22 protein-coding genes are annotated in these 19,581 nt (G+C 68.4%); 3 read left to right on the forward strand and 19 right to left on the reverse strand.

From position 1 onward, the window contains the following. The 3 genes from AADI75_RS13480 to AADI75_RS13490 form a co-directional block, all read right to left on the reverse strand. Positions 1-536 (reverse strand): ATP-binding cassette domain-containing protein (locus AADI75_RS13480; protein WP_341209531.1); only part of this gene is annotated, 536 nt, incomplete at its 3' end. 124 nt (positions 537-660) lie between these two features. Continuing rightward, positions 661-2,124 (reverse strand): Fe-S cluster assembly protein SufB, encoded by a 1,464-nt coding sequence (gene sufB / locus AADI75_RS13485; RefSeq protein WP_341209532.1) that lies wholly within the window; start codon positions 2,122-2,124, stop codon positions 661-663. Between the two features lie 2 nt (positions 2,125-2,126). Next, on the reverse strand, positions 2,127-2,573 hold the full coding sequence (locus tag AADI75_RS13490) for an SUF system Fe-S cluster assembly regulator (RefSeq protein ID WP_341209533.1): 447 nt from the start codon (positions 2,571-2,573) through the stop codon (positions 2,127-2,129). 279 nt (positions 2,574-2,852) lie between these two features. On the opposite strand from AADI75_RS13490, the gene AADI75_RS13495 reads away from it, so the two are divergent. Next, positions 2,853-3,878 (forward strand): quinone-dependent dihydroorotate dehydrogenase, encoded by a 1,026-nt coding sequence (locus AADI75_RS13495; protein ID WP_341209534.1) that lies wholly within the window; start codon positions 2,853-2,855, stop codon positions 3,876-3,878. A 111-nt stretch (positions 3,879-3,989) separates the two neighbouring features. Here AADI75_RS13495 and AADI75_RS13500 read toward each other — a convergent pair whose 3' ends face one another. Then, positions 3,990-5,744, reverse strand: coding sequence for a gamma-glutamyltransferase family protein (locus AADI75_RS13500; protein WP_341209535.1), 1,755 nt, complete (start codon positions 5,742-5,744; stop codon positions 3,990-3,992). Positions 5,745-5,858: 114 nt separating this feature from the next. On the opposite strand from AADI75_RS13500, the gene AADI75_RS13505 reads away from it, so the two are divergent. Next, positions 5,859-7,643 (forward strand): AMP-dependent synthetase/ligase, encoded by a 1,785-nt coding sequence (locus AADI75_RS13505; protein WP_341209550.1) that lies wholly within the window; start codon positions 5,859-5,861, stop codon positions 7,641-7,643. Positions 7,644-7,794: 151 nt separating this feature from the next. Here the strand turns inward: AADI75_RS13505 and AADI75_RS13510 are convergent, their stop codons facing one another. From AADI75_RS13510 to AADI75_RS13580, 15 genes are all read right to left on the reverse strand, one after another. After that, positions 7,795-9,123: a sorbosone dehydrogenase family protein gene (locus AADI75_RS13510; protein WP_341209536.1), complete on the reverse strand. Its 1,329-nt coding sequence runs from the start codon at positions 9,121-9,123 to the stop codon at positions 7,795-7,797. A 67-nt stretch (positions 9,124-9,190) separates the two neighbouring features. After that, a complete protein-coding gene (locus AADI75_RS13515) occupies positions 9,191-10,105 on the reverse strand; it encodes a hemolysin family protein (protein ID WP_341209537.1) in 915 nt (304 codons plus the stop codon). A gap of 11 nt (positions 10,106-10,116) precedes the next feature. Next, the gene (gene ybeY / locus AADI75_RS13520; protein ID WP_341209538.1) at positions 10,117-10,626 is read right to left on the reverse strand and encodes an rRNA maturation RNase YbeY; all 510 of its coding nucleotides are present in this window, start codon (positions 10,624-10,626) and stop codon (positions 10,117-10,119) included. Position 10,627: 1 nt separating this feature from the next. Beyond that, entirely contained in the window at positions 10,628-11,026 is a 399-nt protein-coding gene (locus AADI75_RS13525; protein ID WP_341209539.1) for a type II toxin-antitoxin system VapC family toxin, read from the reverse strand. Continuing rightward, positions 11,023-11,271, reverse strand: a complete 249-nt coding sequence (locus AADI75_RS13530) for a type II toxin-antitoxin system VapB family antitoxin (RefSeq protein ID WP_341209540.1) — start codon at positions 11,269-11,271, stop codon at positions 11,023-11,025. Before AADI75_RS13530 ends, AADI75_RS13525 begins: the two co-directional genes overlap by 4 nt. A gap of 48 nt (positions 11,272-11,319) precedes the next feature. After that, entirely contained in the window at positions 11,320-12,318 is a 999-nt protein-coding gene (locus AADI75_RS13535) for a PhoH family protein (protein WP_341209541.1), read from the reverse strand. A 287-nt stretch (positions 12,319-12,605) separates the two neighbouring features. After that, entirely contained in the window at positions 12,606-13,955 is a 1,350-nt protein-coding gene (miaB, locus tag AADI75_RS13540; protein ID WP_341209542.1) for a tRNA (N6-isopentenyl adenosine(37)-C2)-methylthiotransferase MiaB, read from the reverse strand. A gap of 45 nt (positions 13,956-14,000) precedes the next feature. Further along, positions 14,001-14,423 carry a c-type cytochrome gene (locus AADI75_RS13545; protein WP_341209551.1) on the reverse strand — a complete coding sequence of 141 codons (423 nt, stop codon included), beginning with the start codon at positions 14,421-14,423 and terminating at the stop codon, positions 14,001-14,003. Between the two features lie 2 nt (positions 14,424-14,425). Beyond that, positions 14,426-15,118 (reverse strand): lysophospholipid acyltransferase family protein, encoded by a 693-nt coding sequence (locus tag AADI75_RS13550; RefSeq protein WP_341209543.1) that lies wholly within the window; start codon positions 15,116-15,118, stop codon positions 14,426-14,428. 1 nt (position 15,119) lies between these two features. Beyond that, the gene (locus AADI75_RS13555; protein WP_159759941.1) at positions 15,120-15,539 is read right to left on the reverse strand and encodes a Fur family transcriptional regulator; all 420 of its coding nucleotides are present in this window, start codon (positions 15,537-15,539) and stop codon (positions 15,120-15,122) included. Between the two features lie 59 nt (positions 15,540-15,598). Continuing rightward, entirely contained in the window at positions 15,599-16,084 is a 486-nt protein-coding gene (rimI, locus tag AADI75_RS13560) for a ribosomal protein S18-alanine N-acetyltransferase (RefSeq protein WP_341209544.1), read from the reverse strand. Continuing rightward, entirely contained in the window at positions 16,081-16,710 is a 630-nt protein-coding gene (gene tsaB / locus AADI75_RS13565; protein ID WP_341209545.1) for a tRNA (adenosine(37)-N6)-threonylcarbamoyltransferase complex dimerization subunit type 1 TsaB, read from the reverse strand. Before tsaB ends, rimI begins: the two co-directional genes overlap by 4 nt. Further along, positions 16,710-17,303, reverse strand: a complete 594-nt coding sequence (locus AADI75_RS13570) for a malonic semialdehyde reductase (RefSeq protein WP_341209546.1) — start codon at positions 17,301-17,303, stop codon at positions 16,710-16,712. The genes tsaB and AADI75_RS13570 overlap by 1 nt, the downstream gene beginning before the upstream one ends. Before the next feature lie 34 nt (positions 17,304-17,337). Beyond that, complete coding sequence (locus AADI75_RS13575) at positions 17,338-17,910, reverse strand: NifU family protein (RefSeq protein ID WP_341209547.1); 573 nt, start codon at positions 17,908-17,910, stop codon at positions 17,338-17,340. A gap of 212 nt (positions 17,911-18,122) precedes the next feature. Continuing rightward, on the reverse strand, positions 18,123-18,923 hold the full coding sequence (locus tag AADI75_RS13580; RefSeq protein WP_341209548.1) for an aspartyl/asparaginyl beta-hydroxylase domain-containing protein: 801 nt from the start codon (positions 18,921-18,923) through the stop codon (positions 18,123-18,125). Positions 18,924-19,069: 146 nt separating this feature from the next. Between AADI75_RS13580 and AADI75_RS13585 the strand changes: the two genes are divergently transcribed. Then, positions 19,070-19,581: insulinase family protein (locus AADI75_RS13585; RefSeq protein WP_341209549.1), on the forward strand; the 512-nt coding region annotated here is incomplete at its 3' end.

The following is a 19,581-nucleotide window of genomic DNA, read 5'->3' on the forward strand; positions in this document are numbered from 1 at the left end:
AAGCCGACGTTGACCGGGCGCTTGAGCATGTCCTGCTGGAGCCCGAGCGCATCGGCCTGCGCGCGCGCGAGCTTCAGGAACTCCGCGCCCGACAGCGGCTTTTCACCGCGGCTGGTGCGCTGCGCGTTGAGCGATTCGCGCAGAAACTGGACGTTCGAGACGCCGGGGATCTCGACCGGATACTGGAAGCCGAGGAACACGCCGGCAGCTGCGCGCTCGTGGGGTTCGAGGTCGAGCAGATCGATCCACTCGCCCTCCGTTCGTGCTGAGCCTGTCGAAGCACGTGCGGCGAGCGCATCGTCCGCGGCACGCCCTTCGACAAGCTCAGGGCGAACGGGGGTGGCGGGGCGGAAATGGATCGAGCCGGCGGTCACCTCGTAACCGGGGCGGCCGCCGAGGACGTAGCCGAGCGTCGACTTGCCCGCGCCGTTCGGCCCCATGATCGCGTGGATCTCGCCCGCGTTCACCTCGAGCGACAGGCCCTTGAGGATTTCCTTGCCGTCGATTTCGGCGTGGAGGTTTTCGATTCTGAGCATCATTCTTCCTCTTAGCCCCTCCTCTTTAGAGGAGGGGTTGGGGGTGGAGCGATGTCTCACCGAGACCTTCGCTCGCGTCCCCCACCCCAACCCCTCCCCTGAAGGGGAGGGGCTTGTTTCTTGGTCAGCCCACCGAACCCTCAAGGCTGATCCCGAGCAGCTTCTGCGCCTCGACCGCGAACTCCATCGGGAGCTGCTGCAGCACCTCGCGCGCGAAGCCGTTGACGATCAGCGCGACCGCCGCTTCGGCATCCAGCCCGCGCGACATCGCGTAGAACAACTGGTCCTCGCTGATCTTCGACGTCGTCGCCTCATGCTCGATCTGCGCGCTGGGGTTCTTGACCTCGATATACGGCACGGTGTGCGCGCCGCACTGATCGGACAAAAGCAGCGAGTCGCATTGCGTGAAGTTGCGGACGTTCTCGGCGCTCGCCGCGACGCGGACGAGCCCGCGGTAGGTGTTGTCGCTGCGCCCGGCGCTGATCCCTTTCGACACGATCGTCGACTTCGTGTTCTTGCCGAGGTGGATCATCTTGGTGCCGGTATCGGCCTGCTGCCGGTTGTTGGTCACCGCGACCGAATAGAATTCGCCGACCGAACCATCGCCCGCCAGCACGCACGACGGATATTTCCACGTGATCGCGCTGCCGGTTTCGACCTGCGTCCAGCTCACCTTGCTGTTCCGGCCCTGACACAGCGCGCGCTTGGTGACGAAATTGTAGATGCCGCCGACGCCATTCTCGTCGCCGGGATACCAGTTCTGGACGGTCGAATATTTGATCTCGGCCTCGTCCATCGCGACCAGCTCGACCACCGCGGCGTGGAGCTGGTTCTCGTCGCGCATCGGCGCGGTGCAGCCTTCGAGGTACGAGACGTACGCGCCCTCGTCGGCGACGATCAGCGTGCGCTCGAACTGGCCGGTGTTCTCGGCGTTGATGCGGAAATAGGTGCTCAGCTCCATCGGGCAGCGCACGCCCTTGGGCACATAGACGAACGTGCCGTCGGAGAAGACCGCACTGTTGAGCGTCGCAAAGTAATTGTCGCGCTGCGGCACGACCTTGCCCAGCCATTTGCGGACGAGGTCGGGATATTGGCGGATCGCTTCGCTAATCGACAGGAAGATGACGCCGGCCGCCTTCAGCTCGGCGCGAAAGGTGGTGGCGACCGAGACGCTGTCGAACACCGCATCGACCGCGACCTTGCGCGCGCCCTCAACCCCGGCGAGCACTTCCTGCTCGGCGATCGGGATGCCGAGCTTCTCATAGGTACGGCGGATTTCGGGATCCAGCTCGTCGAGCGAGGCGATCGTCTTCTTCACCTTCGGCTCGGCGTAATAATACGCATCCTGATAGTCGATCGGCGGGACGTTGAGCTTCGCCCAGTCGGGCGCCTCCAGCGTCTGCCAGATGCGGAACGCCTTCAACCGCCAGTCGAGCATCCATTCGGGCTCGTTCTTCTTGGCCGAGATATAGCGAACGGTGTCCTCGTTCAGCCCCTTGGGCGCGAAGTCCTGCTCGATGTCGGTCGCGAAGCCCCATTCGTACTTCTTGGCGACGGCGGCGTGTGCCTCGGCGTTCTTGGTGGCCATGATTATGCCTCAACCTTCATCTGCTGCTGCGCCGGCACCGGCGCGTCCGCGGCGAGTTGCGCCAGCGTGATCCCCGCCAGCGCCCCGCGCACCGCCCGGTTGACCGCACCCCAGTGCGGCTTCACCCGGCAATTCCCTTCAATCGCGCAATCGTGATTCTCGGCGTCGACGCACGACGTCATCGCGATCGGCCCCTCGACCGCCTCGACGATATCGGCAAGCGTGATCGATGCGGGCGGGCGCGACAGGCGGAAACCACCGCCCTGCCCGCGCGCGCTGTCGATCAGCCCCGCCGCCGCGAGCTTGCTGACCAGCTTCTGCGCGGTCGGCAGCGGCACGCCGGTTTCCTCGGCCAGCGAGGTCGCATTCTGCCGCGCCATCCCGCCGCAATGCCGCGCGGCGGCGCCAAGCAGCACCACGGCATAATCGGTCAGGCTGGAAAGACGCATCTGTTGCGAACCACTCTCAAATCGGATCGAATTGTTCCGATTGCGCAGATGGTCGTTCGCGACACCGAAATCAACTGCGTTGCGCGAATCAAAAAAAGGGCCCGGCATTGCTGCCGGGCCCTTCAGGAAAGAGACTTCCCTGAGGAAGCCCTTCGGGTCGCACAGGTCTTATGCCGCTGATTCGGCCACAAAGATTGGATGGATGCGACGCCGGGTCCGGCAAAACTTACAATTCGCCCGCGCTTGATCTCCCCGCGCGGGGAGGCGAAACGGCGCGTTATGGCCGATCTGCTCTCCCGCCTCGCGCATACGCTCGACCCCGAAACCGCGCATGTCTGGGCGATTCGCGCGCTTGGCGGCTGGGGCCGAAGCGGTGCGCCGCTGGCGGGCGCGATGCCGCGGCTGGAGACGGTGGTGGCGGGCATTCGCTTTCCAAACCCGGTCGGGCTGGCAGCGGGGCTCGACAAGGATGCGCGCGCGATCACCGGCCTGATGGCGCTGGGGTTCGGGTCGGTGGAGGTCGGGACGCTGACGCCGCGCGCGCAGCCGGGCAATGCGAAGCCGCGGCTGTTCCGACTGGTCGAGGATCGCGCGGTCATCAACCGCATGGGGTTCAACAACGGCGGGCTGGCGGATGGCATCGCGCGCGCCCGGGCGGCGAACCGGCGCGGCGGGGTGCTGGGGATCAACGTCGGGGCGAACAAGGACGCGACCGACCGTGTCGCCGATTATGTCACGGGGGTACGCGCCGCGGCGGCGGTGGCGGATTATGTGACGATCAACATCAGCTCGCCCAACACGCCGGGGTTACGGGACCTTCAGGAAGGCGCCGCGCTCGACGAATTGCTGGCGGCGTGCGTCGCGGAGCGCGGGGCGACGCCGCTGTTCCTGAAGATCGCGCCGGATCTGGACGCAGGGGGAATCGACGGCGTGGCAAGGGCCGCGATCGCGCGCGGGGTCGATGCGCTGGTGATCGGCAACACGACGATCTCGCGCCCGGCGCTGCGCAGCGTTTATGCCGGGGAGACGGGCGGGCTGTCGGGCGCGCCGCTGCGCTCGCTGGCGGCGTCGAAGCTGGCGGAGGTGCGCGCGGCGACCGGCGGGCAGATCGCGCTGGTCGCGGCGGGCGGCATCGACAGCGGCGCGGAGGCCTATGCGCGGATCCGGGCGGGGGCGAGTCTGGTGCAGCTATATTCGGCGCTGGTGTATGAGGGTGCCGGGTTGCCGCGGCGGGTGGTGACCGAGTTGGCGGCGTGTCTGGCGCGGGACGGGTTCGGGAGCGTGGCGGAGGCGGTGGGGGCCTAGCAGACCCGTCATCCCGGACTTGATCCGGGATGACGCTCTCTGCCCGGTCGACAAGAAGAAGCGGGGCCCCGGATCAAGTCCGGGGCGACGAAGTCGTGGAGGTGTCGCCTCTTACGGTCGCGCCGGCGCCGGCTCGATCGCGACCTTGCCTTCGCGGCGCGGGTCGTAGCCGCCGTCGAGCTGGCCATTGCGCAGGATGATGCCGTGGAGGCCCGAATCCTCGCCCTGCCCCGGCCGCACGACGATGCCGCGCGCAGCCAGCCCGTCGCGCACCGTCGAGGAGAAGCGCGATGCTTCGCCCTGAAAGCTGTCGCCCTTCGCGATCAGGTTCGGCAGCGCCAGCGCCTCCTGCATCGGCAGCTTCCAGTCGATCGCAGCGATTGCCGCCTTGCCGACGTAGGCGAGGATCGCATTGCCCCCCGCCGAGCCGAGCGCGCCGACGAAGCGGCGTCCGTCGTCGAGCAGCATCAGCGGCGTCATCGACGAACGCGGGCGCTTGCCCGCCGCGACCGCATTGGCGGCGGGGCGACCGGCGGCGTCGCGCGGGCTGAACGAAAAATCGGTCATCTGGTTGTTGAGGAAGAAGCCGTCGACCATCCGCCCCGACCCGAAGATCGATTCGACCGTCGTGGTGATCGACACGACATTGCCGCGCGCATCGCCGATGACGAAATGTGAGGTGCCGGTCGGCTCGAGCGTACGATCGGCCGCAGCGGCCGGCGCGCCCGCGGGGGTGCCGGGCGCGGGCGCGGGGCCGGCGCGGGTGCCGATCAGGTGCGCGCGCCTGGTCAGGTAATCGGGGGCGAGCAGCCCGGCGACCGGCACGTCGACAAACGCGGGATCGCCGACGTAGCGGTCGCGATCGGCGTACATCAGCCGGCTCGCCTCGGCGAACAGGAACCACGCCTGCGGGTCCTCGGGGCCGCGAGTCGCGATGTCGGTGCGCTCCAGCAACCCGAGCAACTCCAGCAGCCCGACTCCGCTGGCGGGCGGCGGCGGCGCGCAGACCAGCAGCACGCGATACGGCGCGCAGACCGGCTCGCGCACCACCGGGCGATAGGCGGCGAGATCGGCGAGCGTCATCGTGCCGGCGAGCGGCCCCTGCGTGGTGCGCGCGACGATCCGCCGTGCGGTTTCGCCGGTGTAGAGCGCGTCGGGTCCTTCCTGTGCCAGCCGCGTCAAGAAGGCGGCATAGGCGGGGTTGCGGAGCCGGTCGCCCGCGTGCAGCAGCCCGCCGCCGGGACGCGCGAAATAGGCGCGAACGTCGGGCGCGCCCAGTTCGGCGTAACCGCCACCGAGAAAGCGCGCGAGCCGCGGCGAGACGAGGAACCCGTCCTTCGCGGTGCGGCGCGCATCGCCGAACAGACTGTTCCACGGCAGCCGGCCATGTTCGGCCTGTACCATCGCCAGCATCCGGACCGCACCGGGCACGCCGGTCGCGCGGCCGCTGAGCACCGCCTGCGCGAAGGGCAGCGGGCGACCGCTGTCGTCGAGGAACATATCGGGGGTCGCGCCCGCGGGCGCGGTTTCGCGCCCGTCGTAGACGCGCACCTGCCGCGCCGCCGCGTCGTAATAGGTCAGGAACGCGCCGCCGCCGACGCCGGAGCTTTGCGGCTCGACCAGCGACAGCATCGCCTGTACCGCCACCGCCGCATCGGCCGCCGATCCGCCACGCCGCAGCACCGCCATCCCGGCATCGGTGGCGAGCGGGTTGGCCGAGACGACGAAGATTTGCGCAGCGTGCGGCGCGGTGCTCGCTGCCGGGGGGGTGATCGCGCGCTGCGGCGTGGCGCACGCGCCCAGCAACAAGGTTGCGCCGAACAGGAGCAGGCGGCGGCACACGGGAGCGTTTCTCGGGTCGATCATCGGGCCGGCGATAGCCCCGGGCCGGGACAGCGTCCATGCTGGCGCGGCGTTGAAATCCTTGGCATGACGCAAGGGAAAGGGCGACACGCCCGCAAGGAGAGGAGCGGCATCATTATCCGTCGGCTGGAACCATTCCCCAATCTGGTGACGATGTTCTTCACCCGCGCTGCGGAGAAGGGCGACGCGCCGTTCCTGTGGCAGAAGCGCGACGGCAAATGGGTGTCGACGAGCTGGCGTCAGGCCGCCGAGACGGTCGCACGGCTGGCGACCGGGCTGCGCGCGGTCGGGCTGGAGCGCGGCGACCGCGTGATGCTGGTCGCCGAGAACCGCCCGGAATGGTGCCTGTCCGATCTGGCGATCATGGCCGCGGGCTGCGTCACCGTCCCGACCTATACCACCAACACCGAGCGCGACCACGCGCACATCATCGAGAATTCGGGCGCGAAGGCGGTGATCGTCTCGACCGCGAAGCTCGCCAAGGCGCTGATGCCCGCGATCCTGCGTTCGATCCGTCCGCAAATGCTGATCGGGATCGACGCGATGCGGCTGGGGCAGACCGCGATCGACGTCCACGACTGGCGAACGTTGATCGAGCGCCATCCCGCCGACGTCGCCACTGTCGCCGCACAGGCCGATTTCGCGCGCAGCGATCTGGCGTGCATCATCTATACCAGCGGCACCGGCGGCGCGCCGCGCGGGGTGATGCAGCATCACGGCGCGATCCTGCACAATGTCGCGGGCTGCTCGGCGGTGGTGGCGGAAGATTTCGGCTGGGGCGACGAGGTGTTCCTGTCGTTCCTGCCGCTCAGCCACGCCTATGAACATACCGGGGGCCAGCATTTTCCGATCGGGATGGGCGGGCAGATCTATTACGCCGAGGGGATCGACAAGCTCGCCGCCAATATCGAGGAGGTGCGCCCGACGATCATGTTCGTCGTGCCGCGCTTGTTCGAGGTGCTGCGCACGCGGATCAGCAAGGCGATCGAGCGGCAGGGCGGATTGCCCGCCAAGTTGCTCGCCGCCGCGCTCGACATCGGGGCGAAGCGCGATGCCGGGCGGCTGCGGCTGACCGACCGGCCCAAGGCAATGCTGGTCGATGCGTTGTTCAAGCCCAAGATCGCGCGCAAATTCGGCGGCCGGATGAAGGCGATGATCTCGGGCGGTGCGCCGCTGACCCCGGAGGTCGGCGTGTTCTTCCAGTCGCTGGGCGTCACCTTCCTGCAGGGCTATGGCCAGACCGAGGCGGCGCCGGTCATTTCGTGCAATCGCCCCAGCGCGGGGGTGACGATGGACTCGGTCGGGCCGCCGCTTGATGCGACCGAGGTGAGGATCGCCGAGGATGGCGAGATCCTCGTCAAGGGCGAGTTGGTGATGCACGGCTATTGGCGCAACGAGGCCGAGACCGCGCGGGTGCTCAAGGACGGGTGGCTGCACACCGGCGATATCGGCGAGATCGACGCGGGCGGACGCATCCGGATCACCGACCGCAAGAAAGACCTGATCATCAACGACAAGGGCGAGAATGTCGCGCCGCAGAAGATCGAGGGGCTGCTGACGCTCCAGCCCGAGATCGGGCAGGCGATGATCGCGGGCGACCGCAAGCCGCACATGGTGGCGGTGCTGGTCCCCGATGCCGAGTGGAGCGCGGAATGGGCGGCGGCGCACGGGAAGAAGGGCGCGGTGCTGGGGGAGGACCCGGCGTATCGGTCTGCCGTCCAGGCGGCGGTGGATCGCACCAATGCGATGCTGTCGGTGACCGAGCGGGTACGGCGGTGGATCCTGGCCGACGCGCCGTTCTCGATCGAGAACGAGCAGCTGACGCCGAGCCTGAAGATACGCCGGCATGTGTTGCGGCAGGTGTATGGCGCGCGGCTGGATGCGCTGTACGGGGCGGGGTGAGCGGTTGAGCTAACTCCGTCGCCCCTGCGGAGGCAGGGGCCTATGGCTGTCGAGTAGGCGTGTGCGGCCGCGGACACATAAACCGGTCCTGTGTCCGCACTGTCTCGTCTAACGCTATAGACATGGGCCCCTGCCTGCGCAGGGGCGACGGTCAATTACCAGCGCTGACCCGCCAGATCGTGTTGCCAACATCGTCCGCGACCAGCAACGCGCCCGCCTTGTCGGTGATGACCCCGACCGGGCGACCGTGCGCTTCGTCGTCCTTGTTGAGGAAGCCGCTCAGCACGTCGATGGGCTTGGCGCCCTTCACCGGCCAGCCGTTCGCGTCGAAGGGGACGAACACCACCTTATAGCCCGACAGCGGCTTGCGGTTCCACGAGCCGTGCTCGCCGATGAACGCGCCGCGCGCAAAGCGATCGCCGAGCTTCGCGTCGGCCGCGAAGGTCAGCCCCAGCGCGGCGACGTGCGGGCCCAGCGCATAGTCCGGACGCTTCACATATTGCTGCAGTTGCGGGTTCTTGGGCTCGACGCGGGTGTCGATATAACCGCCCCAGTAACACCACGGCCAGCCGAAGTTGTCGCCGAGTTCGACCGCGGTCAGGTAATCGGGGACGAGGTCGGAGCCGAGCATGTCGCGCTCGTTGACGACGGTCCAGAGCCGGTTGGTGCCGGGGACCAGCGCCATGCCGTTGGCGTTGCGGAGGCCGGCGGCGAAGACGCGGTACTTCTTGCTGTCGGGATAGACCTGCAGGATCGCGGCGCGGTCGTGTTCGGCGTCCAGCCCGTCGTCGGCGATGTTCGTGGCCGAGCCGACCGAGACGTAGAGCGTCTTGCCGTCCTCCGCGACGATCACGTTGCGCGACCAGTGATTGCCGCCGCCGGGATAGCGGACGACCGTCTCGGGGCGCGCAGTGATCTTCGCCTCGCCGTCGCGATACGGCACGCGGACCAGCGCATCGGTGTTGGCGATGTAGAGCTGCCCGTTCAGCAGCGCCATGCCGGACGGCGAGTTGAGCCCGGTCAGGAACGGCGTCTTCAGCTCCGCCACACCGTCGCCGTTCGCGTCGCGCAGCAGCGTGATGCGGTTGGCGGAGGGGACGCCGGCGCCAACCTTGCCGAGCAGGTGGCGCATCACCCAGCCCTTGATCCCGCCGCCCGAGCGCGGCGGCGAATTGGTTTCGGCCACCAGTACGTCGCCGTTGGGAAGGCGATACAGCCAGCGCGGGTGATCGAGCCCGGTCGCGAACGCCGCAGTCTTCAGCCCGGCCGCGGCAGTCGGCGTCTCACCGGGCTTCCAGCCGATCGGGTCTGCGGTCTTGACAGTGGGGAGCACCTGTTCGCGCGGCGGCGTGATATCGGGGCGCGCGCCGGTCACCGCCGCCACGTCGCGGCGGGCGGTGTCGGGCCACGACAGATAGAGGAAGATCGCGACGCCGAGGGCGATCAGCAGGCCGATGACGGCGAGGACGTGTTTGCGCATGGGCCGAATGTAGGCGCGCGCGCGGGGCGACGCTACCGGGTTCGTGGATGGATTATGGCGGACAAGCTTACTCGTCGACCCCCTCGGGCACCGGCACCGGCGGGTGGAGGCGCAGGCGGTTGATGCGGCGTTCGTCAGCGTCGGTCACTTCAATCCGCCAGCCGCTGGGATGGTCGATGCAGGTCCCGGCCTCGGGCACATGCCCGGCGAGCACCGCCGTCAGCCCGCCGATCGTGTCGACGTCGCTTTCCGCCTCGGCGAGCCGTGCGTCGACGGTGGTGCCGACGTCCTCCAGCTCGACGCGCGCATCGACATCCCACGCGCCGCCGTCGAGAGGCACGAGCAGCACCTCGGGCGCTTCGTCATGCTCGTCCTCGATCTCGCCGACGATCTCCTCGATCAGGTCCTCGATCGTCACGAGCCCCTCGGTGCCCGAATATTCGTCGAGCACGATCGCGAGATGGATGCGCGACTGACGCATGTCGGCGAGCAGGTCGAGCGTGCCGCGGCTCATCGGGACGTAGAGCGGCTGGCGGATCAGCGCCTGGATGTCCGTCGGGCGCTCGCCGCCGGCCGCGAGGATCGCGAACACGTCCTTCAGATGGACCATGCCGACGACATGGTCGAGGTTGCCGCGATAGACCGGCAGCCGGCTGACCCCCGCCTCGGCGAAGACGTGGACGAGATGGTCGAAGGTCGTCGCTTCCTCGACCGCGATCACGTCGGCGCGCGGCACGCCGACGTCGCCGGCGTCGCGCTCGCTGAAATGCAGCAGGTTGCGGACCATCTGCCGCTCGAGCGCGGTCAGGTCGCCCTTGATCTCGGGCGCGGGATCTTCCTCGTATCGGTCGATCGCCTTCTCCAGCAACTCGCGCAAGGTCGCCTCGCGCGGCTCGCCGAAGATCATGTTGCGCAGCCCGCTCCACAGGCCGCCTTCATGGTGCTCGCCGCCGTTCGCGGCGCTACTTCGGTCGTCGGCCATGGCCGTGGTGTTCAATCCTCGCGAATTAGATAGGGGTCGGCGATGCCCAGATCGGCCAGGGCATCGCGCTCGATCTGCTCCATCGCGTCGCCCTCGTCGTCGGTCATGTGGTCATAGCCTAGCAGATGCAGGCAGCCATGCACCACCAGATGCGTGAAATGATCCGCCGTCGCAATGTTCCGCTCGGCCGCCTCGCGTTCGCAGACGCCGTGCGCGAGAACGATGTCGCCGAGCAACACCTCGCCATCGTCGCTGTTCTGGCTGACGGTGTCGATCAGGTCGGGTTGCACCATCGGAAAGGACAGGACGTTGGTGGGCTTGTCCTTCTGCCGATACTGGTTGTTCAATCCCTGCACCTCGTCATCGGTGGCGAGGCGCACGCTGATCTCGACATGCGCGGGGGTGGCGATCAGGTCGCCGTAGGGCGTCCGCGCGATCACGGCGCGCGCGGCGGCGAGCGCGCGGGCATCCCAGTCGGCGTCGGGCCACGGCGCTTCGCGGGTGAGTTCGATGTGGATCATGTCAGCCGAGGTCCGTGTGGGAGAAATCATTGCCCTTGTAGAGCAGGAGCGCGTCATTCGTCTTCGCACAGGCATAGGCGAAGCAATCGCCCATGTTGAGCTGCGCGGGGTGCCTTGACCGCTTGCCATAACGTGCTGCGGCCTCGATCGCGGTGTCGCGTTCCGCTTGGTCGATCGTCACCAGCCGCAATCCGGCTTGATGCGCGAAGTCGGCGACGATCGCGGCAGCCGTCCTCAGGTCGATCTTCCGCAAACGGGCGATCGCCTGCGCGGCTTCCCACGCCCCGACTGCGCAATAGCAACGATCGTTATGAGCCTCGATCGCGTCGGAGAAGGCGTCCGCCTCCGCCTCGCCGTCAATGATCGCCACGATGGCCGACGCATCGACGAAGATGGTCAATCGTCGTCCTCGTCATTCAACGAATCGTAGAAGGCCTTGTCCGCGACCAGCCCGGTGCGCTCGCCCAGCGGTTGGGCCTTGCGCCACGCCGCCAGCCGCTCGCGCAGTGGAACATGAACATCGTCGCGCGCCAGCTCGTGCTGGAGGGCCAGCTTCACCGCCATCGTCTTGGAGATACCGCGACGCTCCGCCAGCCGGGCCGCCAGCGCATTCGCTTCCTCATCCTTGATGTACAAAGACGCCATGCCAGTCTCCGGTATATCCCATTAAGTTACAAAGGATATCCCGGCGCGTCAACCGGACACCCCTTCATACGCCTCCACGATCCGCCCGACGATCGGATGGCGGACCACATCGGCGGCGGTGAAGCGGCACAGCGAGATGCCCTCCACTCCCTCCAGCCGCGTCGTGGCGTCGGCAAGCCCGCTCGCGCCGACGCCGCCGGGCAGATCGGTCTGGTTAGGGTCGCCGCAGATCACCATCCGGCTGTTCTGCCCGAAGCGGGTGAGGAACATCTTCATCTGCGCCGGCGTGGTGTTCTGCGCCTCGTCGAGGATCACGAAGGCGTCGCCCAGCGTCCGCCCGCGCATGAAGGCGATCGGCGCGATCTCGATCTCACCGCTCGCGATCCGCCGCTCGACCTGTTCGGCGGGCAGGCAGTCGTAGAGCGCGTCGTAGAGCGGGCGGAGATAAGGGTCGACCTTCTCCTTCATGTCGCCGGGCAGGAAGCCGAGCCGCTCGCCGGCCTCGACCGCCGGGCGCGAAAGAATCAACCGCTGGACGCTGCCCGCGATCAGCTGCGCCACCGCCTGCGCGACCGCGATATAGGTCTTGCCCGTCCCCGCCGGGCCCAGCGCGAAGATCATGTCGTGCGTCGTCAGCTCGCGCATGTAATGCGCCTGCGCCGGCGTGCGCGGGACAATCGTCTTCTTGCGGGTGCGGATCATCACCGACGGCGCGGGGCTCCGCTCGGCCGAGATGATCCCGTCGAGCACCGGCTCCGCGGCCATCGCAATCGAGGCGTCGACGAGACCGGTGTCGACCTCCTCGCCGCGCTGGATGCGTGCGTAGAGATCGTGGAGCACGTCGCGCGCCAGCGCCACCTGTTCGGCGGTGCCCTCCAGCCCGACGCGGTTGCCGCGTGCGGTGATATAGACCCCCAGCCGGTTTTCCAGCGCCACCAGATTCTGGTCGTACTGGCCGAACAGCCGGCTCAGCAATTGCGGGCGGTCGAAGACAACCTCGACGCGCGAACGCTCGCCCGCCTGGGCGGGGACGGGTTTACGGCTCATGCGGCTCCTTGGGTGATGGGCGACATGCGACAAGAACGCCGCGAGAGGCGGAATGGACGCGGCGCATGACGGCACGATGGCATCGCGGGAGAATGTGACAGGCGATCAGCGTCGCGGGAAGGTGGAATCGTCATGCCCCCGTCCCTCCTGCCGCCTCCCACCGCCGTTCGCCTCGAGCGCAGCCGAGATCCCGTGTCGAGAGGACGCCACCCGGCCTCGCTATCTCGATACGCCGTCTCGACTGCGCTCGACGGCTACTCGATACGAATGGGTGAGAATAAAGCGACTTACGCCGCCGCCAGCGTCCGCACCTCGCCGGTCAGCGACAGCGGCCCGGCCTGCGTCAGCGTCACGTCGAGCACGTCGCCGATCGCGTGGGGTCCGACGACGTGCACCGATTGCAGCCACGGCGACTTGCCGAGCCATTGCCCCTCGCGCTTTCCGCGACGTTCGATCAACACGCTGCAATCGCGGCCGACCGAGGCGGCGTTGAACGCCGCCTGATCGCGATTGAGCGCAGCCTGCAGCCGCTGCAACCGCTCGTCCATGACCTCTGCGGCGATCTGCTCGCCGAGCGTTGACGCCGGGGTGCCGGGGCGCGGCGAATATTTGAAGCTGTAGGCCTGCGCATAGCCGACCGCATCGACGAGGCTGAGCGTCTCGGCGAACTCCTTCTCGGTCTCGCCGGGGAAGCCGACGATGAAATCGCCCGACAGCGCGATATCGGGGCGCGCCGCGCGGATGCGGTCGAGCAGGCGCAGGTAGCCGTCGCGGGTGTGCTGGCGATTCATCGCGCGCAACACGCGGTCGCTGCCGGCCTGCACCGGCAAATGGAGGAACGGCATCAGGCTCTCGACGTCGCGGTGCGCGTCGATCAGGCCCTGCGCCATGTCGTTGGGGTGGCTGGTGGTGTACCGAATGCGCGCGAGCCCCGGGATGCGGTCGAGCGCGCGGATCAGGTCGTGGAGCCCCCGCCCATTGCCGTCGGTCCAGGCGTTGACGTTCTGCCCGAGCAGCGTGATCTCGCGCGCGCCGGCATCGACCAGCGCCTTGGCCTCGTCGACGATCGCCGCGAACGGGCGGCTGATCTCCGCGCCGCGCGTATAGGGCACGACGCAGTAGGTGCAGAATTTGTCGCAGCCTTCCTGCACGGTCAGGAATGCGGCGGGCGCGACCTTTCGCCGTGCCGGGAGCGCCGCGAACTTCGAGGCGAGCGGCATGTCGGTATCGAGCGCGGCAGTGCCGCTCACCGCATCGGCGACCAGCTTCGGCAGGTTGTGATAGGCTTGCGGACCGACGACGACATCGACCCTGGCGCGGCGAACGATCTCTTCGCCCTCGGCCTGCGCGACGCAGCCGGCGACCGCGATCATCGGTGAGCGGCCCTCGGCGCCCGCGACCTTGCGGACGCGACCGATGTCCGAATAGACCTTCTCGGTCGCCTTCTCGCGAATGTGGCAGGTGTTGAGCACGACGAGGTCGGCGGCGTTGGCGTCGTCGGTGGCGGTCATGCCCTCCGCCGCCATCAATTCGGCCATCCGCTCCCCGTCATAGACGTTCATCTGGCAACCGAACGACTTGACGTGGAAGGTCTTCGGCAGAGACTTGGGGGGTGGAGTCTTGGCAGGCACGGACATGGCGCGCGCCTTAGCGGATCGCGCGCGTGGTGGCCAGCGCGCGGCTCAGCGCTGCGTCTTGAGATAGGCGATCAGGTCGGCACGCGCGAGCGGATCGCGGACGCCGGCGAAGGTCATCGTCGTGCCCGGCACGTTGGCGCGCGGATCGGCGAGCCAGGCGTCGAGCCGCCGGTCGTCCCAGACGCCGCGTTGCGCCTGAAGCGCATCGGTATAGCCGAAGCGCGGGCGGTTCTGCGCGATCGGCGCACCATAGACGCCGTGCAGGTTCGGCCCGTTACGATCCGCGCCGCCGGCCGCGATCGAGTGGCAGGCGGCGCATTGTCCGAAGCGGCGCGCGCCCGCCTGTGCATCCGCGACCTGCATGAATTGCGCGAGGGTCGGGTTTGGTCCGAGCCGCGCGCGTCGCTCGGCACTGTCGTCGCGCGAACAGGCGGCGAGCGCGAGGGTGGCGACGAGGGTGAGGCGCAGGGTCACGCGGCAGCCTCGATCTGCGCACGCGCTTTGGCGGCGATCGCCTTGCGGTCCCCTTCGGGCACGAAGGGCTCAAGGAAGTGCAGCGTCGCGACGAAGGTGCCGCGTCGATTCAGGATGCGTCTGGCATGGTCCGCGCCATGTTCGGCGCCGACCCACGCCACGTCGGCGGTCGCTGCGCCGTAGTCGATCCGCACAGGCTGAACGCGTACGCCGGGCGGCGGCGGGGCGAGTGCGGCGAGCAGCCCGGCCTTGAATGGCCCCAGCGTCACACCATCGCCGGTCGTGCCCTCGGGAAAGATCGCAATCGGCTGCGGACCGGCGAGTTGATCGCGCAGCGCCGCGACCTGCGCATCGATCCCCATCCGCTCGCCGCGCCGGACGAACAGGGTGTTGTTGAGCTTACACAGCCAGCCGACCAGCGGCGCGTCGCGCAGCTCGGCCTTGGCGACGAACGCCGCCCCGCTGGCGCCGGCCAGCGCGAGGATGTCGATCCAGGTCACATGATTGGCGAGCAGCACGGCGTCGTGGCGGAGCGGCGTCCCGACGGTCCGCACCACCCAGCCGAGGAACCGCCGCGGCCACGGCGAGCGCCGCCGGAACAGCCGCCACGCGCCATGCAGCAGGAGCGCGACGGACAGCGCCAGCCCCAGCGCGACGAGCCGTGCCCAGCCGCGCGCGTTCAGCCGCACCTCAGTCCCGGCGGAGCGCGACGCCGTACAATTCCATGCGATGATCGACCAGCCGGAAGCCGAGCCGCTCGGCGATCGCCTTTTGCAGCAGCTCCAGCTCGGGATCGACGAACTCGATCACCTTGCCGGTCTCGACATCGATCAGATGGTCGTGATGCGCCTCGGGCGAGGGTTCGTAGCGCGCACGGCCGTCGCCGAAATCGTGACGGTCGAGAATGCCCGCCTCCTCGAACAGCCGCACGGTGCGATAGACCGTCGCGATCGAGATGCCGGGATCGATCGCGGAGGCGCGCGCATAGACCTTTTCGACGTCGGGATGATCCTCGGCCTCGGACAAGACGCGCGCGATGACGCGGCGCTGTTCGGTGATACGCAGGCCCTTTTCGTGACACAGCGCTTCGAGATCAATCTTGCGAGCCATGTCCGCCATGTAATGGATCGTGCTTGTTGCGAAAAGCGCTACCGACTCGCAAAAACCGATTATCGGTGGATTTCGAGCTCGCGCGCATAGGTATGCGCGTCGAATGCCTGTCCGTCGCGCCCGCGGTAGTAATTCCGGCGCACCCCGGCGTGGCGAAACCCGTGCGCCGCGTAGAGCGCGACGGCCGGGTTATTGGCGCGTACCTCCAGATGCAGCTTCGCCACCCCGCGCCCCTCGCATTCGGCGATCACCCCGCGCAGCAAGGCCGCACCGATACCGCTGCGGCGGGCCGGCGGATCGACCGCAATCAACAGCAATTCGGCCTCGTCCATGATCGCACGGACCAGCGCGAAGCCGACCACCGCCTCGTCAACGCGCGCCAGGGTCAACCAGACGCCGGGCATTGCGAGGATGCCGATACACTGGCTGCGCGTCCACGCCTCGCCGTAGCGGGGATCGAAGGCGGCGAGCATGATGCGGTCGACCACCTCGGCGTCGCCTGCGCCGCCGGGTGCCAGCTCGATCAGCCGCACCCGCGTGCTCATACGGCGGACGCAGCCACGGTGCCCGGCAGCTTCGCGTCGGGCGCGCGGCCATAGAACGGCACCGGCGGCAGCGCGCGCACCGCGAGCGGGAGCAGCAGCGCGTGGCGCGCGTCGGGCAAGGTCTCGTCGACGGGCACCGCGGCATCGAGCGCGGCCAGCCAGCGCGTGCCGCTGCCGATCGCGCGGCGACCGTCGAGCACAGCCAGCGCCGCCGCCGGGGTCAGCGAGCGCGGCGCGTCGAGCGCGACGAAGGGAGCGGTGAAGCCCTGCATGAAGACCTCACCGTGCCCGCCTTCCATCACCACCGCAAGCGGGCGCGGATCGGCGGCGAGCGCGGCGACCGCGACCAGCGACGGCGCGCCATAACCTGCGACCTCCGCTCCCCAGCCAAAGGCGAGCGCACGCGCAGCGGCAATCCCGACGCGGATGCCGGTGAAGCTGCCCGGTCCGACATCGACCAGCACCCGGTCGGCGCGTCCGCCGTCGGGCAGCGCCGCGATCATCGGGACCAGCCGCTCGGCATGACCGCGCCCAACCACGTCGTGCGTGTGCGCGATCAGCCGGTCATCCTCGAACAGCGCGACCGAGCAGGCGGCAGTCGCGGTGTCGATCACCAACGTGCGCATCAGGCGATTCGGTTGAACGTCTCGAACGCCGGGCGCGGGCTGCGCGGGTGGAGGGTCGCGGGATCACCATAGCCGAGCGTCGCGATGAAGTTCGTCCGCACCGCCGGCGTGTCGGCAAAGAACGCCTTGTCGACCGCGCCGGCATCGAACCCCGACATCGGCCCGACGTCGAGCCCGAGCGCGCGCGCGGCGAGGATCAAATAGCCGCCCTGCAACGACGAATTGCGGAACGCCGACGCCTCGCGCAGCTCGCGATTGCCGTCGAACCAGCTCTTGGCGTCGACGTGCGGGAACAGTTCGGGCAGATGTTCGTGGAACTCGACGTCCATGCCGATCACAACGCTGACCGGCGCCTTCAGCACCTTGTCGCGGTTGCTGTCCGAGCAGGCCGCAGCGAGCGTCGCCTTGGCGTCGTCCGACACGCACCATACCAACCGCGCGGGCAGCTGGTTGGCCGAGGTCGGGGCCAACTTCATCAGGTCCCAGAGTGCGCGGAGCGTGTCTTCGCTGACGGGTTGGTCACGGTAATGATTGTAGGTGCGTGCGGTGCGGAACAGCTGGTCGAGCGCAACGTCGTCGAGCGGGGCGGCCATCGGGAACTCCGGTTGGAAAAGAACAGCGCGCGCGTCAGACCGCGCGCACCTCGGTCACTTCGGGGACGTAATAGCGGAGCAGCTGCTCGATGCCGTTCTTGAGCGTGGCGCTCGACGAAGGGCAGCCGGCGCACGCACCCTGCATCCGCAGGAACACCTTCCCCTTGTCGAAGCCGCGATAGACGATGTCGCCGCCGTCGTTGGCGACCGCGGGGCGGACGCGCGTCTCGATCAGCTCCTTGATCTGCGCGACGATGTCGGCATCCTCGGGGTCGTCGGCGAACGCTTCTTCCTCTGCGGGGACGCTGAAGCCCGCACCGCCGGTGCGGAACAGCGGCATCTGCGCGGTGAAATGATCCATGAGGATCGCGAGAACGTCGGGCTTGAGCGTGCGCCACTCGACGCCGGGCGCTGCGGTCACCGAGACGAAGTCGCGTCCGAAGAACACGCCGGTCACGTCGCCGAGCCCGAACAGCGCGTCGGCAAGCGGGCTCGCCTCCGCCTCCTCGGGGGTGGCGAAATCGCGCGTGCCGGCGTCCATGACGGTGCGGCCGGGCAGGAACTTGAGCGTCGCCGGGTTGGGCGTGGCTTCGGTTTCGATCAACATTGCGGCGATGTGGCGCGTGCGGCGCGCCGGATCAAGCGCACAGGGCGAAAGCGATCGTTTCGGGCGGGAAAGGTGGAGGGTGCCCTCACCCGCTCGTCATTCCCGCGCAGGCGGGAATCCAGAAACGCTGACGTTTTGGCTCTTGCGAGGACCTGCGCGTCTGGATCCCCGCCTGCGCGGGGATGACGATCGAGTTTAGAGACAAACCGGACTCAGCCGTCCATCTGCCCCATCGCCGCGTTCCATTTCGCGACGTTCGCGCGTGCCTCCTGTACGAAGGCCGAGCGGCGGACCGCGCCGAGGAACAGGTCCGCGACCCATTTGCCCGGGCGGCGCAGCGGTCGCTCGAACTGGATCAGCAACACCACGCGCGTGCCGTCGGTGTCGTTCCACACCTCATGATCATAGGTATCGTCAAACACCAGGGTCTCGCCCTCCGACCACCGGACGATTCGGTCGCCGACCCGCATCCGCACGTCGCCGCTGCGCGGGACGATCAGCCCGAGGTGGCAGGTGATGAGCCCCTTCGACACGCCGCGATGCGCCGGGATGTGCGTGCCGGGCGCGAGGATCGAGAAAAAGGCGGTGGCGAGTCCGGGTACCCGCGCCAGCACGTCACGGGTGCGCGGGCACCGGCTGAGATTGTCGTCGATGCGATAGCCATAGCCCCACAGGAAATAGGACCGCCATTTGCCGACCTCGGCGATGGCGCGGTGATCGGGGGAGATGGTGGCGAGACTGGGCGAAGCATTGCCGACCAGCGCGACCGCGCGCGCCTCGGCGAGAATGTCTTGCCAATGATCGCGGAGCAGCGCGGTCCAGGCGAAGTCGCGCACGTCGAGCACCGGCGCATTGGCGACCAGCGACGACCCGGCGATCAGCCGGTCGAACGTCCCGCGCAGCCGCTTGCCGACGCGGACCAGCCACGGACGACCGGGTTCGGCGCTCGGTACGAACGACGACCGGGAGGTCAGCGATCCCGCCGGGGAAAGTGTGGGATTTACCCTCGTCATCTGCTTTTCGATCAATCCGTTGCCGCGCCAAACGACTGGAAAGCGGCGGCACGTACACGCGCATCGCGGCCAGAACGTGGCGCAGAACGGCCAAGGAAAGGCGCGCGGGCGTTGCCGCGGATCGCGGCGGTCCCTACAATCGTCGAATGCATCCATATTCGCGCGTGCTCGCGAAGCCGCTCGTCGCCCTCCTGCTCGTCTCCGTCGCGCTGCCGCTTCCCGCGCAGCAGCGTGCGCGGCGCGCGCCGGTCGCGACCTCCACCGTCCCCACGCAGGCGGCGGCGCCGATCCCGGTCGACACCCGGCCGTGGCTGTTCGCCGATTCGGATATCCCGCCGGACACCAACTGGCATTTCGGCGCGCTGCCCAGCGGGCTGCGCTATGCGGTGCGGCGTAACTCGGTGCCGCCGGGGCAGGTCGCGGTGCGCGTCCGCATCGACGCGGGCTCGTTGTACGAAACCGACGCCCAGCAGGGTTTCGCGCATCTGATCGAGCATCTGTCGTTCCGCGGGTCGAAATACGTCCCCGACGGCGAGGCCAAGCGCGTGTGGCAGCGGTTCGGCGCGACCTTCGGCAGTGATTCGAACGCCTCTACCACCCCGACCCAGACCGTCTACAAGCTCGACCTGCCCGGCGCGACCGACGTGAAGCTCGACGA

This window comes from uncultured Sphingomonas sp. (assembly GCF_964021865.1).
Classification (GTDB): Bacteria; Pseudomonadota; Alphaproteobacteria; order Sphingomonadales; family Sphingomonadaceae; genus Sphingomonas.